At 46.8% G+C, this 18,556-nt stretch carries 19 protein-coding genes and 1 tRNA gene; 11 read left to right on the forward strand and 9 right to left on the reverse strand.

Features of this window, described 5'->3' with window-relative positions:
* The first annotated feature begins 91 nt into the window (after nt 1-91).
* Entirely contained in the window at nt 92-1,033 is a 942-nt protein-coding gene (locus tag PJF56_RS13305; protein WP_283763168.1) for a calcium/sodium antiporter, read from the forward strand.
* On the opposite strand, the gene PJF56_RS13310 is transcribed toward PJF56_RS13305, so the two are convergent.
* Together PJF56_RS13310 and PJF56_RS13315 are read right to left on the reverse strand one after the other, a co-directional pair.
* Nucleotides 994-2,355, reverse strand: coding sequence for a hypothetical protein (locus tag PJF56_RS13310; protein WP_283763169.1), 1,362 nt, complete (start codon nt 2,353-2,355; stop codon nt 994-996). The two genes, PJF56_RS13305 and PJF56_RS13310, sit on opposite strands and share 40 nt — an antisense overlap.
* A 2-nt stretch (nt 2,356-2,357) precedes the next feature.
* On the reverse strand, nt 2,358-3,710 hold the full coding sequence (locus PJF56_RS13315) for a hypothetical protein (RefSeq protein ID WP_283763170.1): 1,353 nt from the start codon (nt 3,708-3,710) through the stop codon (nt 2,358-2,360).
* Between the two features lie 101 nt (nt 3,711-3,811).
* Here PJF56_RS13315 and truB point away from each other — a divergent pair, with 101 nt between their 5' ends.
* The gene (gene truB, locus PJF56_RS13320; protein ID WP_283763171.1) at nt 3,812-4,705 is read left to right on the forward strand and encodes a tRNA pseudouridine(55) synthase TruB; all 894 of its coding nucleotides are present in this window, start codon (nt 3,812-3,814) and stop codon (nt 4,703-4,705) included.
* The gene (locus PJF56_RS13325) at nt 4,706-5,509 is read left to right on the forward strand and encodes an SAM hydrolase/SAM-dependent halogenase family protein (protein WP_283763172.1); all 804 of its coding nucleotides are present in this window, start codon (nt 4,706-4,708) and stop codon (nt 5,507-5,509) included. It begins immediately after the preceding gene.
* Between the two features lie 22 nt (nt 5,510-5,531).
* On the opposite strand, the gene PJF56_RS13330 is transcribed toward PJF56_RS13325, so the two are convergent.
* A tRNA-Arg gene (locus PJF56_RS13330) sits at nt 5,532-5,605 on the reverse strand.
* A gap of 39 nt (nt 5,606-5,644) precedes the next feature.
* On the opposite strand from PJF56_RS13330, the gene moaC reads away from it, so the two are divergent.
* Nucleotides 5,645-6,190: a cyclic pyranopterin monophosphate synthase MoaC gene (gene moaC, locus PJF56_RS13335; RefSeq protein ID WP_283763173.1), complete on the forward strand. Its 546-nt coding sequence runs from the start codon at nt 5,645-5,647 to the stop codon at nt 6,188-6,190.
* 193 nt (nt 6,191-6,383) lie between these two features.
* Here moaC and PJF56_RS13340 read toward each other — a convergent pair whose 3' ends face one another.
* Nucleotides 6,384-8,108, reverse strand: coding sequence for an Rqc2 family fibronectin-binding protein (locus PJF56_RS13340; RefSeq protein WP_283763174.1), 1,725 nt, complete (start codon nt 8,106-8,108; stop codon nt 6,384-6,386).
* 160 nt (nt 8,109-8,268) lie between these two features.
* Here PJF56_RS13340 and PJF56_RS13345 point away from each other — a divergent pair, with 160 nt between their 5' ends.
* Nucleotides 8,269-9,540, forward strand: coding sequence for an energy transducer TonB (locus PJF56_RS13345; protein WP_283763175.1), 1,272 nt, complete (start codon nt 8,269-8,271; stop codon nt 9,538-9,540).
* Here PJF56_RS13345 and PJF56_RS13350 read toward each other — a convergent pair.
* Together PJF56_RS13350 and PJF56_RS13355 are read right to left on the reverse strand one after the other, a co-directional pair.
* Nucleotides 9,509-10,273, reverse strand: a complete 765-nt coding sequence (locus PJF56_RS13350) for a polyprenyl synthetase family protein (RefSeq protein WP_283763176.1) — start codon at nt 10,271-10,273, stop codon at nt 9,509-9,511. The genes PJF56_RS13345 and PJF56_RS13350 overlap by 32 nt on opposite strands.
* 37 nt (nt 10,274-10,310) lie before the next feature.
* Nucleotides 10,311-10,613, reverse strand: a complete 303-nt coding sequence (locus PJF56_RS13355) for a class I SAM-dependent methyltransferase (RefSeq protein ID WP_283763177.1) — start codon at nt 10,611-10,613, stop codon at nt 10,311-10,313.
* Nucleotides 10,614-10,765: 152 nt separating this feature from the next.
* Here PJF56_RS13355 and PJF56_RS13360 point away from each other — a divergent pair, with 152 nt between their 5' ends.
* The 6 genes from PJF56_RS13360 to cpcE all read left to right on the forward strand — a co-directional run bounded on the left by PJF56_RS13360 (nt 10,766) and on the right by cpcE (nt 16,356).
* On the forward strand, nt 10,766-12,007 hold the full coding sequence (locus tag PJF56_RS13360; RefSeq protein ID WP_283763178.1) for a vWA domain-containing protein: 1,242 nt from the start codon (nt 10,766-10,768) through the stop codon (nt 12,005-12,007).
* 190 nt (nt 12,008-12,197) lie between these two features.
* On the forward strand, nt 12,198-12,926 hold the full coding sequence (locus PJF56_RS13365; protein WP_283763179.1) for a 15,16-dihydrobiliverdin:ferredoxin oxidoreductase: 729 nt from the start codon (nt 12,198-12,200) through the stop codon (nt 12,924-12,926).
* Between the two features lie 20 nt (nt 12,927-12,946).
* A complete protein-coding gene (locus PJF56_RS13370; RefSeq protein WP_283763180.1) occupies nt 12,947-13,699 on the forward strand; it encodes a phycoerythrobilin:ferredoxin oxidoreductase in 753 nt (250 codons plus the stop codon).
* 591 nt (nt 13,700-14,290) lie between these two features.
* On the forward strand, nt 14,291-14,809 hold the full coding sequence (gene cpcB, locus PJF56_RS13375; RefSeq protein ID WP_283763181.1) for a C-phycocyanin subunit beta: 519 nt from the start codon (nt 14,291-14,293) through the stop codon (nt 14,807-14,809).
* Between the two features lie 102 nt (nt 14,810-14,911).
* Nucleotides 14,912-15,400 (forward strand): C-phycocyanin subunit alpha, encoded by a 489-nt coding sequence (cpcA, locus tag PJF56_RS13380; protein WP_283763182.1) that lies wholly within the window; start codon nt 14,912-14,914, stop codon nt 15,398-15,400.
* Nucleotides 15,401-15,513: 113 nt separating this feature from the next.
* Complete coding sequence (cpcE, locus tag PJF56_RS13385) at nt 15,514-16,356, forward strand: C-phycocyanin alpha-cysteine-84 phycocyanobilin lyase subunit CpcE (protein WP_283763183.1); 843 nt, start codon at nt 15,514-15,516, stop codon at nt 16,354-16,356.
* On the opposite strand, the gene PJF56_RS13390 is transcribed toward cpcE, so the two are convergent.
* The 3 genes from PJF56_RS13390 to PJF56_RS22185 all read right to left on the reverse strand — a co-directional run.
* On the reverse strand, nt 16,351-17,178 hold the full coding sequence (locus tag PJF56_RS13390; protein ID WP_283763184.1) for a DUF3598 family protein: 828 nt from the start codon (nt 17,176-17,178) through the stop codon (nt 16,351-16,353). The genes cpcE and PJF56_RS13390 overlap by 6 nt on opposite strands.
* A 48-nt stretch (nt 17,179-17,226) precedes the next feature.
* Nucleotides 17,227-18,141, reverse strand: coding sequence for a hypothetical protein (locus tag PJF56_RS13395; RefSeq protein WP_283763185.1), 915 nt, complete (start codon nt 18,139-18,141; stop codon nt 17,227-17,229).
* Nucleotides 18,142-18,262: 121 nt separating this feature from the next.
* Nucleotides 18,263-18,556: RNA-guided endonuclease InsQ/TnpB family protein (locus tag PJF56_RS22185; protein ID WP_347179540.1), on the reverse strand; the 294-nt coding region annotated here is incomplete at its 5' end.

The raw sequence follows: 18,556 nt of genomic DNA on the forward strand, positions 1-18,556 counted from the left end.
ATTTTATCTTCTCCAACCCCAAGCCGGACTCGATCGGGGTAAAACCCGATCCGGATCGTTTCTAAGTTTTCTTTGTTTAATTATCCGATCTATGACATCTGTAATTCTTCTGTGGTCTGTAGTTTTTGTTATTAGTTTAGCGGCCTTAATTAAATCTTCCGACTATTTTACCGAATCAGCCGAAGTTTTAGGACTATTTTTCCGTTTTCCCTCCTTTATTGTCGGAGTCTTACTCTTATCCGTTGGCACATCCCTACCGGAACTCCTCTCTTCCCTCTTTGCCGTTTTCGATAACTCTTCCGAAATTGTCTTTGGTAATGTTCTCGGCTCGAACATTGCTAATATTTTTCTCATTGTCGGAGTCGCAGCCGTTTTTAGTAAAGGAATCATTCTAGAATACGATTTAACCCGAGTTGACCTCCCTCTACTGTTAGGTTCAGCCCTACTTCTCATTCTCGCTGTTATTAATCAACAATTTTCCCAAGGTGAAGCCATTTTTTGTATTCTTGGATATATCGTTTACCTCTTCTATACCCTTAGCCATCGCACGGAAGAAGACGATATAGACAACCCTCCCCCCCAAACTTTTCCGATTAAAGAAACGATTATCTTAATTATCAGTTGTATCGGATTGTATTTTGGGGCAAATTACACCATTCAATCGGTAATCAAAATATCAGAACAATTAAATGTAGGTAAACACATTATTGCCGTTAGTGCTGTAGCCCTAGGAACCTCTTTACCGGAATTAATTGTTAGCTTAAATGCCGCCCGCAAAGGCAATGCAGAAATGGCCCTCGGAAACGTAGTTGGCTCTAACATTTTCAATTCTCTAGTCGTGATGGGTATTCCCGGATTAATTGCCGAATTAGAAATTAACCAAGATTTACTCATTATTGGCTTACCGTTTTTTGCCGCCGGAACCCTTTTGTTTTATACCGTTACCCAGGATAAACATATTACCCAATGGGAAGGTCTATTGTTTTTTGTCTTTTATGGGTTATTTATTGCCAAGTTCTTTGATTTAGTTTGAACGGTTGCGGATTTCTCCTCTGCTTGCAAGGTTTCAACAATACGGTTGGCAATATATTGGGAAAAAAGTTGGTTACCCAGAACATTGTAGTGGCAACAATTATCCCTATATACGGGTTGAGATTCAGCATCAAAAACGGTTACTGCATTAAAAATATTGACCCCATTTTGTTCTAATTGAGCGATCGCATCAATTAAAACGGGGTAACCCTCACGCACGGGTTGGGCATAAACTTGTTCCGGATTAATAGCTTCTTTTTGCTCTTGGGGAGTAAATTGACGTTGGGTCAGATAATATTGATTGGGTTGCAGGAAATGGAAGTATAGCCCATTTTGACTTGTTAAAGTTTGATGCATTAAAACAGAACTATTGACCCAAGTTTGCGCGATTTTAGAATAGAGGTTTTCGGGTGTTGTCTCTGGATCGGAAGGATTGAGATAAAACAGGCTAAAGGCATTAGATCTAGGATCTAACATGAGTTGTTCTGAAGTTTTCTTTTGCTGCTGTTTTAAGAAGTTTTGATAGTCGAACCGCAGGATTTGATTGTAAAATTCATGACTCATATAACAGAGTGCTAACCAACAGGTGTTTTGACGATTTTGAAGACTGCGAAGGGTGGCATGATATTCACGGGTTTTAATCGCCATTTGCAGATCTTTATCGGAGAATTGATGATTTCCTAGATTGACTAAGGCTCTCATCAAGGAAGCGTTGGGTAAGGATAAGTGGACATTTTCAGGATAATTGAGGCTCGATAAGGCGACTTCATTAAATCCATCAATATTGATCGCCATATCAAAGGATTGCCCCAGGGATAAAAAATAGTTGAAGACTAAGAGTTGCTGGGGTTGTTTATACCCTCCCTGGGAAAAATTTAAGACAATGATTTCTTTATCCGCAAATTGGGGAAGTTGCTGGAGCGTGTTCGTGATAATTTGATACTGAGCTTCCGTATTGGCGATCGCCACTGCACTCGATCCGCCAAAAATACCGATCAGATACTGGCGATCGTTTTCTTTCAGTACAGGATAATCCCTGGGTGAACCAAATTGATAATTATTAATCGTTGCCTCTTCTGGCTTAAAATCAGTATAGCCAAAATAAGGATGTAATCGTAACTGTAAACTATCGTCTAACTCAATTCCCGTATTGTCTGTTTCCTCAAGTGCTGAATAGGTTGGTTGTGAGGCTTGGGAGCGTGTATAAAACAACTGCTGCTTTGTCCATCCATATCCCCCTAGGGACAGCAGTTCTAAGCACACCACAATAGTGCTGATATTGATTAAGATAACTTTAATCCGTTTTGGCTTAAACTTAAGCATAATCACTGGAGATTCGATTGACTGAGGGTTCGGGCAATTTGACTGGCCACAAAATTGGCAAAAAGATTTCTTCCTTTTTGATTATAGTGGCAACAGGTATCAATATAAACGGTGTCTGGCTCGGAATCAAAGGCTGTGACTCCATTGATAAAATACACCTCTTTATCTAATAGTTTTTTGCTGGCTTTGACTAAATAGGGATAACCGGATTTTACTCCATCAACATAAGGATTACGGGTAGTGTTTTCTGGGGCAAATTGCTGTTGTTCTTCTGGACTAAACTGCCGTTGGGTTGGATGATATTGATTCGGTTGCAGGATATGGAAATAGGGTATGTTTTGTGGTTGCAGAACCGAATACATGGCTAAGGAAGATTGTACCCAAATCCGGCTTATCATTTCATAATCTGTTTGCGCTCCTTGACTGTCCCAAGGCTGGAGGTAAATTAAAGATTCATCGGGGGTAGTAGATTTGTTGCGCCGATCTTCAAAGTCTTTGAGGCGAGCGTAATAGTTTTTGATTAAAATGGTTGAATGGAGCTGTTGCCAAACGTAACACAAGGACAAGGCACAATCTTGTTGGGCTTGTAAGCTATGTTTGAGTTTGTCTTTAATGTCAATGACCTCTAGCATGATTTTCATTTGTGCTGTAGAGAGGTTATTATTGGCTAACTGGACTAGGGGCATTACTTGCAGAGCGCTGGGCATGGAAGGGGCGATATTTTTTTGCACATTGTTGTTGGCGATCGCGACTTCATTAAAGCCATCAATGTTGATGGCTAAATCTAGCTCTTGACCTTGGGATAAGAAATAATTGAGGGTTAGGAGTTGTTGGGGTTGCTTATATCCTCCTTGAGAAAAATTCAAGAGGACAATTTCTTTGTCGGTAAATTGGGGTAAGGTTTTTAGGGTTCTGATGAGGGTGGGATTTTCTATTTCATTCATATAATAAAAGGTGGCTACCGAACCGCCAAAAATGCCGACCAATACTTGATTAGGATTTTGGCGCATGTAGGGATAATTGACTTGGGAGACCAAACCATAATTATTGGCATGAAAGAGTGACTGAAAATCAAAACCGCCAAATCCTGTGCCGGGTTTAGAGATATAACCAAAAAAGGGATGTAAGATTTCTGTGATATTTTGTTCTAAACGAATGCCCTGTTGATCGAGGTTAATGGGATCGTCTTCTGGGGTTGTGGGGTCTTCTGGCGATCGCCAATAATACAGTTGTTGATGTTGAGAGGCATAAAAACCTAAACAAATGCCTTCTAGGAATAGGAACATCAGAACCAAGTTGATGCCCAGAATTTTGATTGCATTCCCCAGAGGAGGCAAGTTTCTCCATGCTTTCATCAGATCGACCCTCAACCTAGGGCTGAGTGCTGCTTAATCAATGGAGTAATATAGCACGATCTGGGTTAATCTAGGGAGAGAAGATCTGTTCTATGCCCTGAATGACGTTTGGATTCCTCAACCTGAATAAACCTCCTGGTTACACTTCCCATGATTGTGTGGCGCGGGTGCGTCGTTTGCTGGGCACTAAGCGGGTTGGCCATGGGGGAACCCTAGACCCGGCGGCGGTTGGAGTTCTGCCTATGGCGTTGGGGAAAGCCACTCGTCTGTTGCAGTTTTTACCCCAGGATAAGGCCTATAAGGCTACGATTCGGTTTGGGGTGCGAACGACAACGGATGATTTGGAGGGAGAGGTCATTGAAGGTCAACCGGTTCCCGATTTAAGTAAGGAGTCGATTCAGTTGGTTTTAAGTCAATTTCGGGGCAAAATTGAACAAGTTCCCCCGATTTATAGTGCTATTCAGGTGGGGGGGAAGCGTTTGTATAAAATCGCGAGACAGGGGGAAGCGGTTGAAGTGCCAGCGCGAATGGTGGAAGTGTACGATCTCAAGATTTTAGATTGGCGGCCGGGGGAGTTTCCAGAGCTGGATGTGGCAATTTCTTGCGGCCCGGGAACCTATATTCGGGCGATCGCCCGCGACTTAGGCGATCGCGTCAATACGGGTGCAACTTTAGCTCATTTAACCCGCACCCAAAGCAGTGGATTTCGTCTAGAAGAAAGTATCACCCTGGAGGAGTTAGAACGACAGGTAAAAGAGCAAGCTTTTACCCCCATTTCTCCCCATGTTGCTTTAACTCATCTTCGAGAGTGTATCCTCTCTACCTCCCAAGTTAGCTCCTGGTTCCATGGTCAACGGTTGTCCATCACTGGTGAAACTTTATCCGAGGGAGCGGTGCGCGTCAGTTCTCCAACGGGCGAGTTTCTGGGTATGGGAGAACTGGAGCAAACTGGTCTAGAGTGGGTTTTACATCCAAAAGTTGTCTTTTCTAGTTAAATGAATCAAGTAGATATACCCAGAATTCTAACCTTATTAACCGATTTTGGTCTGCAAGATCCTTATGTGGGGGTGATGAAAGGGGCGATCGCCCAAATTAATCCCCAGATTACTGCGATCGATCTCACCCACGATCTACCGGGGCAAAATTTAGCGGCTGCTCGGTTTGCGCTGATGAATGCCTATCCCTATTTTCCCGATCGCACAGTCCATGTAGCTGTAGTCGATCCGGGAGTGGGAACCGATCGCCGGGCGATCGCCCTAGAGCTTCCCCAAGGGTTTTTAGTCGGGCCGGATAATGGTCTATTTAGCGGCATTCTCAGCCAAGATCCGATTATTAAAGCCGTTGAATTAACCAATCCTCAGTATTGGCGATCGCCCCATCCCAGTGCCACTTTCCACGGCCGGGATATTTTTGCTCCTGCGGGCGCTCATTTAGCCAATGGGGTGGCGATCGCGCAGTTAGGCGATCCGATCGATCCCGATACCCTGGTCGATCTTCCCATTCCTCCCTATACCCAAGAGAAACAGTATATTCGAGGAGTCATCCAATCCATTGACCATTTTGGTAACCTGGTCACCAATATTCCCGCAGAAGTCGTCCATAATGTGCCCTGGTCAGTGATTTTAAGCGAAGAAATTATTGTCGGCGCTCAAACCTATAGCGATCTCCCCATAGGAAAGGCGATCGCCCTGATTGGAAGTCATGGCTGGGTGGAAATTGCCGTTAACTGCGGTAATGCCGAAAAAGAATTAAAGCTCACTTGGGGCGATCCAGTTCAACTGCTGATCTACACCGAGTGAGCCGATGGGGGTTTAAGTTAGACGGGCTAGGAGGGATTCGAACCCCCGACACCGTGGTCCGTAGCCACGTGCTCTAGTCCACTGAGCTACAAGCCCTTAACTGTCTAGAAAACCAATATAACACATTTATTGCTTATGACACAAGAAAATTGTTCTAATTCCGGATTAAGCCATGTCAATGAGTCCGGAGAAGTGCAGATGGTGGACGTTTCTGAAAAAAAATCAACGGTTCGGAAGGCGATCGCCGGTGGACAAGTGCGAATGCAACCGGCAACCTTAGAGGCGATTTTAGCCGGGAATGCCCCCAAGGGCGACATGATCGCCACGGCTAAACTGGCAGGAATTATGGCGGCTAAACAAACTGCCCAACTCATTCCCCTCTGTCATCCCCTACCCCTGCAAAAGATTGCAGTGGAGATTGAACCCGATCGCCAGTTACCCGGTTATCAAATTGTAGCCACCGTCAAAACCACGGCCGAAACGGGGGTGGAAATGGAAGCATTAACGGCGGTTTCTATTGCTGCTCTGACTCTATATGATATGGCTAAAGCTCTGGATAAGGCGATCGCCATCGAATCCATCCATTTAATCGAAAAAACGGGCGGCAAATCCGGTGACTATCGGGCGGCGATCGGGTTACCCCCATCTCCCCACCATGAGAAAAAGCCAGCTAGAACCTAGCTGGCATTGAATCGATATCATCAATATCAATTGTCGTTTCCGAAAATCCTGACTGCGCGTTCCCACAACACGAGGAGGAATCGGTCTCTTTTGTCTCTCTTTACCAATTGTAACAGGGAACACGATTTTTTTTAATAAAAGTTCATACTTAACGGTTTCCCTTTTGATAACTATTTATAATCAAAGATCGGGGTTATACTTCTAGAACGGCATCTTGGGGACATCCCCAAAGAATCCGTTCATGTTTATAAATCGCCATTCCCGGTTGAGCGCCTTTTGGTTTATACACCGATTTCGGTTCGGTGTAAACCACCGGAATCTGCTTGCTATAGCGTCCTTGGCTATAATAGGCCGCTAAATTGGCCACAAACTGGAGGTCTTCAGCATCGGGAACCTGTCCCGGATCGACTCGCATCAACACATGACTTCCGGGAATCTCTTGGGTATGGAACCACAGATCGTAAGCTCCTGCGAGTCTAAAGGTTAAGCGATCGTTTTGACGATTATTACGACCAACGAGAACTTCAAACCCGCTCGGAGTTTGGTAACGATGGGGTTGGGAGGGGTTGGCACTCCGTTGGGAGTCAGCATCTGGAGAGTCTAAATAGTTCTGTTCAATTAATTCTTCGCGCACTTCTTCGAGGGTGGATAAATCCTCAGCCGTGCCATACTCCGAGAGTTGCAGCAGGGTAGTTTCCACTTGTTCGAGATAGCGCTGTTCGGCTTCGACTGCTTCTAAGAGGGGTTGAACCGCCAGTTGAGAGCGCTTGAGTTTTTGGTGTTTTTTGTAGAGGGCTTGGGCATTTTGTACGCCATTTTTTTCGGGATTGAGGGGAATGTTAACCGGTTTTCCGGTTTCAAAATCGGCCAGTTCGATCGCCGCCATTCCCGGTTGCCATTCATACAAGTGAGCCATCAATAAATCGGCTAAATAGCGATCGCGATCGGCATCCTGGGACTGATTTAACCGCTCTCGGAACAGGAGCGCTTTTTGATGGAGCTTGCCTAAGAGCGATCGCACCTTTTGCTGCAATTGATGGTGTAATTGACTAAACTTTTGCCGATTGAGCTGCTCGGTATAATACTCACTGATTAAATTTTGTACGGACTCAACCCCCTCTACCCGATCCCAAGGCATCACCGTATAACCCTTTTTCGTCCATCCCGGCGTAAAGCTGCCCTTGTGCAAATTCTGTAACCAATGTTGCCACCGCTCATACAGCAGAGACCAATCTGCCTCAGTTAAACTATCCGTCGGTTGATGGGGAGCGATCGCCGTTCCCGATAAGAAAGACTCAATCAACCGGGGACTTAACCCCCGATAACTTTGCAATAACTGCCGCTTCAGCGGCCCCGGAACTAAGCCAACTCGCTCCCGAAAAGCACTGAACGACTCTTCTAAACTAGGTATCCGATTTTTCAAAGCTGGAGGATTCACATAGGGTTGTCCGGTTAAGATCGGGCGCACACTCGACTGTTGCTCGCTCACCTGATGGGCAGCAGTCACAATCGTATGCTCCTGATTGAGCAAAATCACATTACTATACTTCCCCATCACCTCCACAATCAAATGCCAGCGAATCGGATCGCCCGGTCGTTGGGCAAACTGCAAATCAACAGCCCGCTCCCAAGGAGCAATTTCGGTAATAGAAACCAGAGCCAACCCATTGAGTTGATGGCGCAACTGATCGCTAAACGTAAACGTATCCGGTGCTTTTGGGGGAGGACTACTGATGGCTAAATGGGCCGCTTGCGGATGCCAACAGAGCGTTAACCATCCCCGCCCCTGAAGCGTCCGCAGGGCAAGGGATAGCATAAAGCGATCGCGTTGAAACACCTGCTCTAAGCGAGCCGGTAACCAGCGATCGCGCAAATCGGCACAAAGGGCCATCAAAGTAGTAAAATCAACCGGTTGCACAATAAATTACGTTGAACTAGCCAAGATCTGTAGTATAGCGGGTTTCCTAGTTATTCTTGTCCATGGTGGAACCGATTGCTAATAGATTAGGATCGCAATACATTGGCTTGTAAAAGTAAACTAGGGCAGTTCCGACCCACCCAACCCTGAAACAACTATCATGACGTATTCTCCCCTGTTTCCCCAACAGAGCCAACCCGCTCTCCAACCCTTTTGGATTGCCACGATCGCCTCCGTTGCCTTTCATGGTCTATTGTGGATTAACATCCCCATCAGAAGTGGCAGTCCGCGCACCTCCCTCGATGCCGTTGATTTAGTGGAACTGACTCCCGAACAATTACAGCGCTTACCCGATCTCAATAGCCCCTCCCAACTGACTCTACCCCCGATTAATCCGGAAGCGTGGCAACCACAACAACCCGTTACCAACCCTCCAGCAAATAGTTCGGCTAGTCGTTCGAGTGCCGAAAATCCGTCTTCTTTTGTCTTACCTCCACCTCGCGCTTCTCTGGAGTTACCCCCGCCTCCGGTTTTGCAACTGCCCCCCATTTCTTCGACTCCTCCGTACCGAGAGCCATTAGTTATCCCCACCTTACCCCCGCCCCCGTCGAGTCCTCCGGTTTATGATGATGCTAATCCTTTGCCCGTGCTGCCTCCAGAAGATCTGGATTTAGAGATTAATCGGTTGGCACGGAATCTAGAAGAGGACACCGAAACGCCTCCACCTCCCCAACCTCCAGAACCCACAGGAGAAGAACCGCAACCGCCAGAGCCGACAGAACCGGGTGTATTACCGGATAGAATACCAGAGGCGGCGATCGCCGATTTGCGTCGTCGGCAAGAACAATATCGCCAACAAGCCGAAGCCTCAGAAAACCCAGAACCAGAAGAAACCCCAGAACCAGAATCCTCTCCCGTGGCTGCTGTTCCCCCAGAAGAGGAAACCCCAGAACCTGAAGAAACCCCCGTAACTGCCCTGCCTCCAGAAGAGGAAATCCCCGAACCAGAGGAAATCCCCGAACCTGACGACCCCCTGTTAGCAGAAATTCAAGCCTTGCGAGAGGCGATCGCCTATAATCCACAAGGAACCAGCGATCAAGAAGCCACCGCCGCCCTCGAATCCTGGTTTAACAACATTCCCGATCGGTATAAAAATGAAGACAATACTTCCGGTTGGAAACAGAAAGAGTTAAACTTGCCCCTACCCGAACTTGCTTGTCGAAGCCAATTGCAAGGACGAGCCACCATTGGCGTATTAGTGAATCCCGAAGGCGAAATTATACGAGAAGCCAAGTTAATTCAAAGCACAGGATATGCTCTCTTAAATCAGGCGGCATTAGAGGCAGTCAAAACCCAAACATTTGAAGCCACAGAGCAGCATCAACTCTACCTCCTCAACATCACGTTTGAACCCCTAGACACTTGTGGTTAATGTCAACTTGACCCACTTGGAACAACTCAATATTTTTCCTAAGCTGTGAGAGAAATTTGTTAGACGTAATTCTGACCAGAATTGAAGCAATCAAGTCTCGGTGGATTGTCTTCTCTTTAGTGTAGAGCATCTGCTTACATCGCTTGTGTTCTTGCTTCAGGTAAGCTAAACAATCTCCATACACTCCCTTATTCACCAGTATGCCTAAAATTTCGCGGTACTCATTTTCCTCGATCCCTTTATACCTCAATTCCTCCAGTCGATTGCGTTCTTGAGAATTGGCCCTTTGAGTCATTAAATAAACAGCGAGTGTTAACTTTCCATTAATAAAATCAGAAAATTGATCCTGATAGGGCTTTTCCAATTTTGAGAGGCGCTGTACCGGGAGAGCAAAATCACCAAAATCATTCGCTGCTTGGGTTGCAGCTCCATAAATAGCCCCCATTTCATAGAGCAAATCATCCGGTTGTCCTGCAATGATTGATCCGGCGAAAAAACAGCTACCATAGAACACGCCAGAGAGCAATCGGCATCGCTCCTGATAAGCAGTTAGGAATTGCGCGTAGTCTGGATATTCTCCTATTCTAGATACTTGTAGGTCATGAATATCCATTCTCTGACCCAGATAAACTTGGTGGTTGATTTTGCTCAACACAGGTATCAGCACCGTCATCCCATAATCATCAAGAATCTGCTGTGCAATTTCTCTCAATTGAAATCCAGCAATGACCAATTTTCGCTTACTATCAATCGTCTCATAGCCATGCTTCTCATCCAGAAACCATAAGATGAAGGTTGCTGATATCTTCGCAGTAGAGGGTAACTTTAGAACCTAAGCATTGTTTAGCTTGAGCCAGTAAAGATGAACTGGTATCTATGCCAACCACCTCAAGATCGGGTCGTAACTGAACAATTTGCTCTACAAGTAAGCCAGTTCCAATTCCCACATCTAAAATAGTTGTGGCATTACCGAAAAGGTCGATGAGATCGGTGGCAATTGCTTTATAATCTCGATTCCGTTGAACCAAGGCATTATAAAAATTAGATATGCCTTTATATAGGTCATTAGGCATCATAAAGGTTGGGTCTATGCTTTGATAACTTTAAATATATCATTCTTCCCGGTTTGAAGTTCGTAAAGCCCAACCTGATTTTACTGTTTTGCGTCCCACGCTCTCCCCATTCCCCGACTAAAATGGTAAGTTGTAGTCTATGGTAAAAGGTTATGGAAGTTGGTTTAGAGGCTCTGTTGAGCGATCGCCACTTAGAAGCCACACAAACGAGTCAACAACGGCAATTATCGGTTTCGATATCGGCCAAGGAGTCAGAAGCACGATCGCAGAATCTGCGGTTAAATTTGTGTTTAATTCTCGATCGCAGTGGTTCCATGGCGGGTCAACCCCTGAAAACGGTGAAACAGGCCGCCATTAAGGTGATTGAACGCTTGCAGGAGGGCGATCGCCTGTCAGTGATTACGTTTAATCATCATGCTGAGGTGTTAATTGCTAATCAGGGGGTGGACGATCGCCAACAACTCACGAAGCTAATTGAGCGCCTAGAAGCGGATGGGGGAACCTCCATTGATGAAGGAATGCGTTTGGGAATTGAAGAAATTGCCAAGGGTAAACAGGATGCGGTGTCCCAGGTTTTTCTGCTCACGGATGGGGAAAATGAACATGGCGATAACGATCGCTGTTTCAAATTAGCATCCCTGGCAACCGAGTATAAATTAACAATTAATACTCTAGGATTTGGGGCCCATTGGAATCAGGATGTATTGGAACAGTTGGCGGATGCAGGCGGTGGCACATTGTCTTATATTGAACACCCAGAAGAGGCGATCGCGTCGTTCTCGCGGCTGTTTGACCGGGTGCAGTCTGTGGGCTTAACCAATGGGTTTCTGAAATTATCCTTAAATCCGGCCGTGCGTTTGGCGGAACTCAAACCGATCGCTCAAGTGTCTCCGGATACTATAGAATTAACCGTACAGACGGAAGGAGAAGGAATTAAGGTACGGTTAGGGGATTTAATGAAGGATCAGCCCAGGGTTGTGTTAGCGAATTTATATATCGGTCAATTGCCCCTAGGGGAACAGGCGATCGCCACGGTACAAGTGATTTATGATAATCCAGGATTAGGAGCAGAGGGGTTAGAGTCTGCGCCCGTGGAGGTAACAGCAACGGTGACAGAAGAATACCAACCGCAAACCGATCCTCAAGTACAGTCCCATATGTTAACCCTGGCCAAATATCGGCAAACCCAAATTGCGGAAACCAAACTAAAAGCAGGCGATCGCCAGGGAGCAGCCACCTTGTTACAAACCGCAGCGAAAACTGCCTTGCAAATGGGCGATCGGGGTGCTGCCACCGTGCTGCAAGAAAGTGCCACCCGTCTGCAAGCTGGGGACGAACTCTCCGAGCAAGAGCGCAAAAAAACCCGCATTGCCTCTAAAACTCGTTTAGGATAACTCTGAGACGATGGGGAAAGGAACGAATTTTCAGAGCTTTCCCCTCGTCCCTGAACCACACTCCTGACCGGCTTAAGTTGTTATATTAGAAGTGTTAAGGATTGTGTCTTTGTAGATCATAGCTGAGACAGAGCTGTTTTATCTGTTCTACTCTTAGGGTTTAACAGTCGTGTGGATGAGTCCGGATTTTATGTATAAACCTTTTATGGATTTTTTAGAACAGGAATTATTTAAGCGGTTCGATTTACAAAGTCAACCGATTCCGCCCGGTCTAGAACGTCAGGTGAGTACCCGTGGGAAGCATCCGGCAACCATTCAAAGTTGGTGCTATCAATGTCCTGAATTGCGAAAAATTCGCTACACTTATATTGATGGGGGCGAAGCGTCTCAGGTCTTTAATAGTGTGATTTATCCCAGTTATGAGTATGATTTACCCCTGCTAGGCATTGATTTTCTCTCGTTTGGGAAACATAAAATATTAGTAGTGATGGATTTTCAGCCCCTGTTTCGCCATCCGGACTATCTTAAAACCTATATTGAACCCATGAAGGGGGTGCGCGATCGCTACAGCAATTTGGCCCAAAACTTAGAAATGAAGTTTTATGATGCCAATCAATATTTCTCCCCCTATCTCTTGTTTGCCAAAACCGATGCCGAAACGGTACAAACAAAGCTGTTTCAGGCCTATAAAGATTACTTGAGTTTGTATTGGGAGTTGCTCGATCTAGCTCAACCCCTAACCGCTCCGACAGCCATGGAGAGAATTCGTACAGCCCAACACGATTACGACCAGTATAGTGCCGATCGCGACCCGGCATCCGGCTTGTTTAGTAGCTACTTTGGCCATGAATGGTCAGAGCGGTTTTTATATGAGTTTTTGTTCGATGGAGCCAAGCCTTTAGCCGTGAGCGTCCAATAAGCAGGATCGAGAGAATTCCTATGGTGAGTCGTTTATATCAACCCTTTTTGGAGTATGCGATCGCCTATCTCCAAGAACACCTAGACCTACAACCCTATCCCATTCCCCCAGGCTTTGAATCAAAACAAGCCACTGTCGGTAAAGGCCAGCGTCAATCTGAGGTATTAACGACTAGCAAGGGGTTTCAGACGGACAAACTCCGTCAAATTCGCGCCGCCCATGTCCAGGGAGGGGAGGCCCTACAGGTTCTCAATTTTGTCATTTTTCCCCGTCTCAACTACGATTTACCCTTTTTTGGCGCGGATTTAGTCACCTTACCCGGAGGCCATCTGATTGCCTTGGATATGCAGCCCCTGTTTCGGGATGACCCCTCCTATCAGGAAAAATACACCCAGCCCATTTTGCCCCTGTTTGAGAGCCATAAACAGCATTTACCTTGGGGGGGAGATTTTCCCGAAGACGCTCAACCCTTTTTCTCGCCAGCTTTTTTATGGACTCGTCCCCAAAAAACAGAAGTGGTTCAAGAGCGCGTCTTTGCCGCATTCCAGGATTACTTGTCGGCTTATGTGAAGTTGGTGCAAGCGGCTCAACCGGTTGAGAATCCAGAAGAGTTGCTACAAATTAAACAGGCTCAGTTGAGATACGTTCGCTATCGGGCGGAGAAAGATCCCGCCAGGGGAATGTTTACACGGTTTTATGGCTCGGAGTGGACGGAGGAATACATTCATGGATTTTTGTTCGATTTGGAACAAACGTTAGGGAGTAAGGGGTAAGGTGAGCGCTGGCAAGGGAAAGAGAGAATGGGGACGGGTAAAATATGAAGTTTTGTAAATAGAAATTAAGCTTTGTATCGATAACCCAGAAGCCGGGAAGACCTAAAAACAGGGGTAATTCAGGCAGATTATCTGGAGAGGTTTGTGTCCCTGGCGATCGCGTTCACCCTGGAAAAGAAAAGCCCCAGCAATAGGGCGTAACTCCCTTGTCCTGGGATTTTTCCATGGATCGGCCCCCCAAGTGCGATCGCGGATGGGGGAGATGAGAATCTTAATAATATGTAACAAATAAAGACTCAACATCATTGTATAAGAGTTAAGTGAAGGGCAAAAAAACAGTCCGACCAGAACCAAAGCACCAATTTACAGTGCTTTTTGGCGTTCTCATCCGAAGCCCGAAGTTTCTCAGATTTCTCAAACCAGTCTGAGACTTTTGACTTCATCCCGATATCAGGTAAACTGAATCGAGAATTCCAAATTCATGGTTTTGGAGCTGTTGTTCAAGTCTGTCCCGGTAGCTTGACCAGCTTGCACTTGTTGAACAGATTCTTTAATCAGAATCTAGACCTACTTAAATAGGAGATTTAGTCAATGTTCGATGCATTCACAAAGGTGGTTTCTCAGGCTGATGCTAGAGGCGATTACCTCTCTGATAGCCAGCTCGACGCTCTGAAGGCCATGGTCGCTGATGGCAACAAACGCATGGATGCCGTTAACCGCATCACCGGTAACGCTTCCACCATCGTTGCTGACGCAGCTCGCGCCTTGTTTGCGGAACAACCCCAGCTTATCGCCCCTGGTGGAAATGCTTACACCAGCCGTCGTATGGCTGCGTGCTTGCGCGATATGGAAATCATCTTGCGTTATGTAACCTACTCTATCTTCGCTGGAGATGCCAGTGTTCTCGAAGATCGTTGTCTCAATGGTCTGCGTGAAACCTACCAAGCTCTAGGAACTCCTGGTGCTTCCGTAGCTGTAGGCGTAAGCAAAATGAAAGATTCAGCGATCGCCATTGTTAACGACCGCAATGGAATCACCCCTGGAGACTGCTCTGCTCTAGCATCTGAAATTGCTGGATACTTCGACAAAGCAGCTAGTGCAGTAGGCTAAGTTTAACCATTGGTGAAGATAGACCCAATTGGGTCTCGATTCTGCTTCAAATTTCTATTTTTGAAACCCTTGCAAAACAACTCGTAGGAAGATACATCAACCATGAAAACACCTCTGACTGAAGCAGTTGCGGCTGCTGACTCCCAAGGTCGCTTTCTCAGCAACAGTGAAATCCAAACCGCTTTTGGTCGCTTCCAAAAAGCTGAAGCGTTCATCGATGCGGCTAAAACCTTGACTCAGAAAAAAGACCAGCTTGTTCAGGGAGCAGCCCAAGCGGTGTATAACAAGTTTCCTTACACCACCCAAATGCAGGGAGCTAACTACGCTGCCGATCAACGGGGTAAAGACAAGTGCGCCCGTGACATCGGTTACTACCTGCGGATGGTTACCTACTGCTTAATTGCCAATGGTACTGGCCCCATGGATGAGTATCTGATTGCTGGTATCGATGAAATCAACCGGACTTTTGAATTGTCCCCCAGTTGGTACATCGAAGCGCTGAAGCACATCAAAGCTAACCATGGTTTGACTGGAGACGGTGCTACCGCTGCTAATAGCTACATTGACTATGCCATCAATGCTTTAAGCTAGTCATTGCTTAAACGATAGGGCCCGGAACTCTAGACAGGTGAATGTCAAAAGCTGACATCTGTTTGGAGTTCCGGGCACAGTTGTGTTTAAATCTCTTGTGTTTAACCTCAGCCATGATTAACGCTCCCTCAGAAAGCCCTGAAGCTCCTCAACTGACTGTAGATCGGGCGATCGCGAATCTACTCCAGGGAGACCGAGGAGAACGATATTATGCCGCTTGGTGGCTGGGACGGTTCAGAGTCAAAGAACCGGAAGCTATTGAGGCGCTGGTGGGCGCTTTAGAAGATGAAAGCGATCGCACTCCGGAAGGAGGCTATGCTCTCCGACGCAATGCCGCCCGCGCCCTAGGAAAACTGGCCGAACCAAGGGTCATTCCCCCTTTAATTGAATGCCTCCACTGTGCCGATTTTTATGTCCGGGAAACGGCAGCCCAAGCCCTAGGAGAACTGGGAGCAGACCTGGATCGCCCCCACTTTGAAGCCGCTATTCCCGAACTTTTAAGCCTGCTGGCTGGAGGACTCGAAGCGGCTCAACCCATCCCCGGTTGTCCCCATCTGGCTCAACCCTACAATGCGGTGATTGAAACCCTGGGCATTTTAGGCGTTCAAGAAGCTATTCCCCAGATTGAACCCTTCCTCAATCATCCCCTAGAAATTGAACAATATGGAGCCGCCCGCGCTCTCTATCAGTTAACCGGAGACCGGAAATATGGCGATCGCCTCAAGGCTGCCCTGGAAGGCGATAAACTGCAACTGCGCCGAGCCGTTTTGTCAGATTTAGGCGCGATCGGATATTTACCGGCTGCCGAGGCGATCGCCGAAACCCTAGCCGAAAATAGCCTCAAACTCATTTCTCTCAAAGGACTCCTAGAACATCATCTGCAAACTACCGATGCCCTAAACCCTCCTAGCGAAACCGCCATCAGCCTCATGACCCTAATGGACTCCCTGCTATAGGGAAGAAGGGGTTTTCCTCTCAGTAACCAGGCTTAAACTCTGCCAAGCTCCCTGGCGATCGTAGCGGCGAATTAATCGCAGGCGATCGCTCTCAGAGAGTAACCATCCCACTTCCAAAAAGAAAGGTTTTCCAGATTCTAGCTTGACTGGGCTAGTCGTTGAACCCCCATCCGGGAGTAAGAGAACTTGCACCGGTTGATATCCTCCAGAAAACTCCAACCTCGAACCCTCCAGGATAGCCTTTGAAGTTAGGGAAAACTCACCGCTCTTAAGGGTTTGATAAATTTGATTGCCCTCTCGTGAGACAGATAGGGTACTTTTACTGTAGTCTGGGGGGCGTAAGTCGGGATACAGGGTAACCACTTCTCCTTGCCAAGTTCCTAAAAGTGGATCGACCGTTAACGGGGGACGTTCAGGAACGGTTGTTCCTCGCAGTTGTTCCCGAATCAGCGTAATTTGGTCAAGATAGCCATTTTTATAGAGAATGACAAAGCGCAGACGACGCTGTTGGTGAATGAAGCCAAATTCACCGCCAAAGGTAGCCACCGGGTTATAGTGGGCGCTGCCTTGGGAAAAAGCACCATTGTCAAAAAAGAGAATATTGCGATGGAGACTGCTGTATTCGAGTTCTAGGAGGGGGGGCGGGGTTTCCCCTGGGGGAAACCGTTGTACGGTTTGATAAACAGTTTGATTATTATTTTTGCCTTCCAGGGTAACCACGGTAGGAATATCTTTTTCCAGGATGCCCAAGGGGGAGAATTGGGTAAAGGAACCGTCCCAAATGCCGAGGTTTTCTAAGAGGTTTTGCCACTGCGATCGCATGATGGGTAATGGGTAATGGGGAATAGGGAATGGGGAATGGGTAATGGGTTAATCAGTTGCATCCCAACAAACTTGGGGAAGGTTTGCCCCATTTACACAAGCTTGTTCTGCCATGGCTGCGGCTACTGCATCAAATACGGGAGCAGCCCATTGGGTTGCCCTTTCCCAAGATCCAACTTTAGCGATAATTTCCCTAGCTTGGGCAACTTCTAGGATGGCGACATGGGGATTATATTCGGCAGCTCGTTCAATGAGGGGATGCCAAGCGAGGGAGTGACCTTCGCGATCGCTTTTTCCGCCTCGAACTCTGGGGCCAATGTTGCGTAAACCTTGCTGTTGATAAAAGGGTTGCAGTTTAGCTTGAATACGATTTTCCCATTGGCGATCGCGCCGATGCAACCCTGTAACGAGCATTTGCGCCCCCGGAAAGGGGTTGGCTTCGCTGACCACATGGGCATCGGCAGTTAGAATTAGGGTTTGTACATTGCGGTTGCCTTTATGGACACCGGCGATATAGTGTTCTAAAGCCTGAAACCCGTCGAGATTTTCCCCATACATTTGAATCGTGGGAACCAGGACATAAAATCCGAGGGCGTTTAACCGTTGATAGAGTTCATTGGCGGTAACGGTATTCCAATAGAGTCCCACATGGTAATCATCGACTTTGGCTCCTGGTTGCATGGAGTTTCTAGTGTACTGAATGGGTAAAATGGCGATCGGGCGATCGGTATTGATGCGAATGGGAGCTACATCGGCATGAGTCCAGTTTTTACCCGTGTAGTTATATAGCACCCGATAAACACCTTGCCCGGCTTCAAAGGCATAGGTACGGCCATCGTCAATAATGGTCGCTTGGGGGGCAAAGGTGGGGGTTTGGGCGCGGGTTGGGGCTGGGGAGGGGAGTCCATAGGATAGGCTTAAGGTTATTATCGCCATTCCCAAGGTTTTTGATAAGAAGCTCATGGTGTCAATAAAAAATCAAAAATGACAGTTAATCTGTATAATTGTAGACGCTTTGTTCTCAATCATGAGTTCCCTTCTGTTGACATCCTCACCGCCCTAGAAGGACGGTGGTTCCTAAATCTCACAATTTAGGTTTCTGCTTCATAGCAGTTGCCTTCACAGATTTGCTCTGCTCTGGTCTTACACTCGCTCCACAGACTGACACCGCAAGTCCTGCGGCCAATATGTTTTTGCTGGCATTGATATCTCGGTCATGGTGTGTTCCGCATTCAGAACAATCCCATTGCCGAACACTTAACGGCATTTTTTCAACGATATGCCCGCAATTACTACACCGTTTTGAACTAGGGAACCACCTATCTATCTCAATGTAGTTTCTGCCATACCATCGGCATTTATAGGACAGTTGTCGAGT

It is taken from the genome of Roseofilum halophilum BLCC-M91 (genome assembly GCF_030068445.1).
Classification (GTDB): domain Bacteria; phylum Cyanobacteriota; class Cyanobacteriia; order Cyanobacteriales; family Desertifilaceae; genus Roseofilum; species Roseofilum halophilum.

Excerpts from the sequence above, each read along its gene's own strand:
- PJF56_RS13305 (WP_283763168.1), top strand. The coding sequence starts at position 92 with ATGACATCTGTAATTCTTCTGTGGTCTGTAGTTTTTGTTATTAGTTTA.
- PJF56_RS13310 (WP_283763169.1), bottom strand. The coding sequence starts at position 2,355 with ATGCTTAAGTTTAAGCCAAAACGGATTAAAGTTATCTTAATCAATATC.
- PJF56_RS13315 (WP_283763170.1), bottom strand. The coding sequence starts at position 3,710 with ATGAAAGCATGGAGAAACTTGCCTCCTCTGGGGAATGCAATCAAAATT.
- truB (WP_283763171.1), top strand. The coding sequence starts at position 3,812 with ATGACGTTTGGATTCCTCAACCTGAATAAACCTCCTGGTTACACTTCC.
- PJF56_RS13325 (WP_283763172.1), top strand. The coding sequence starts at position 4,706 with ATGAATCAAGTAGATATACCCAGAATTCTAACCTTATTAACCGATTTT.
- moaC (WP_283763173.1), top strand. The coding sequence starts at position 5,645 with ATGACACAAGAAAATTGTTCTAATTCCGGATTAAGCCATGTCAATGAG.
- PJF56_RS13345 (WP_283763175.1), top strand. The coding sequence starts at position 8,269 with ATGACGTATTCTCCCCTGTTTCCCCAACAGAGCCAACCCGCTCTCCAA.
- PJF56_RS13355 (WP_283763177.1), bottom strand. The coding sequence starts at position 10,613 with ATGCCTAATGACCTATATAAAGGCATATCTAATTTTTATAATGCCTTG.
- PJF56_RS13360 (WP_283763178.1), top strand. The coding sequence starts at position 10,766 with ATGGAAGTTGGTTTAGAGGCTCTGTTGAGCGATCGCCACTTAGAAGCC.
- PJF56_RS13365 (WP_283763179.1), top strand. The coding sequence starts at position 12,198 with ATGTATAAACCTTTTATGGATTTTTTAGAACAGGAATTATTTAAGCGG.
- PJF56_RS13370 (WP_283763180.1), top strand. The coding sequence starts at position 12,947 with ATGGTGAGTCGTTTATATCAACCCTTTTTGGAGTATGCGATCGCCTAT.
- cpcB (WP_283763181.1), top strand. The coding sequence starts at position 14,291 with ATGTTCGATGCATTCACAAAGGTGGTTTCTCAGGCTGATGCTAGAGGC.
- cpcA (WP_283763182.1), top strand. The coding sequence starts at position 14,912 with ATGAAAACACCTCTGACTGAAGCAGTTGCGGCTGCTGACTCCCAAGGT.
- cpcE (WP_283763183.1), top strand. The coding sequence starts at position 15,514 with ATGATTAACGCTCCCTCAGAAAGCCCTGAAGCTCCTCAACTGACTGTA.
- PJF56_RS13390 (WP_283763184.1), bottom strand. The coding sequence starts at position 17,178 with ATGCGATCGCAGTGGCAAAACCTCTTAGAAAACCTCGGCATTTGGGAC.
- PJF56_RS13395 (WP_283763185.1), bottom strand. The coding sequence starts at position 18,141 with ATGAGCTTCTTATCAAAAACCTTGGGAATGGCGATAATAACCTTAAGC.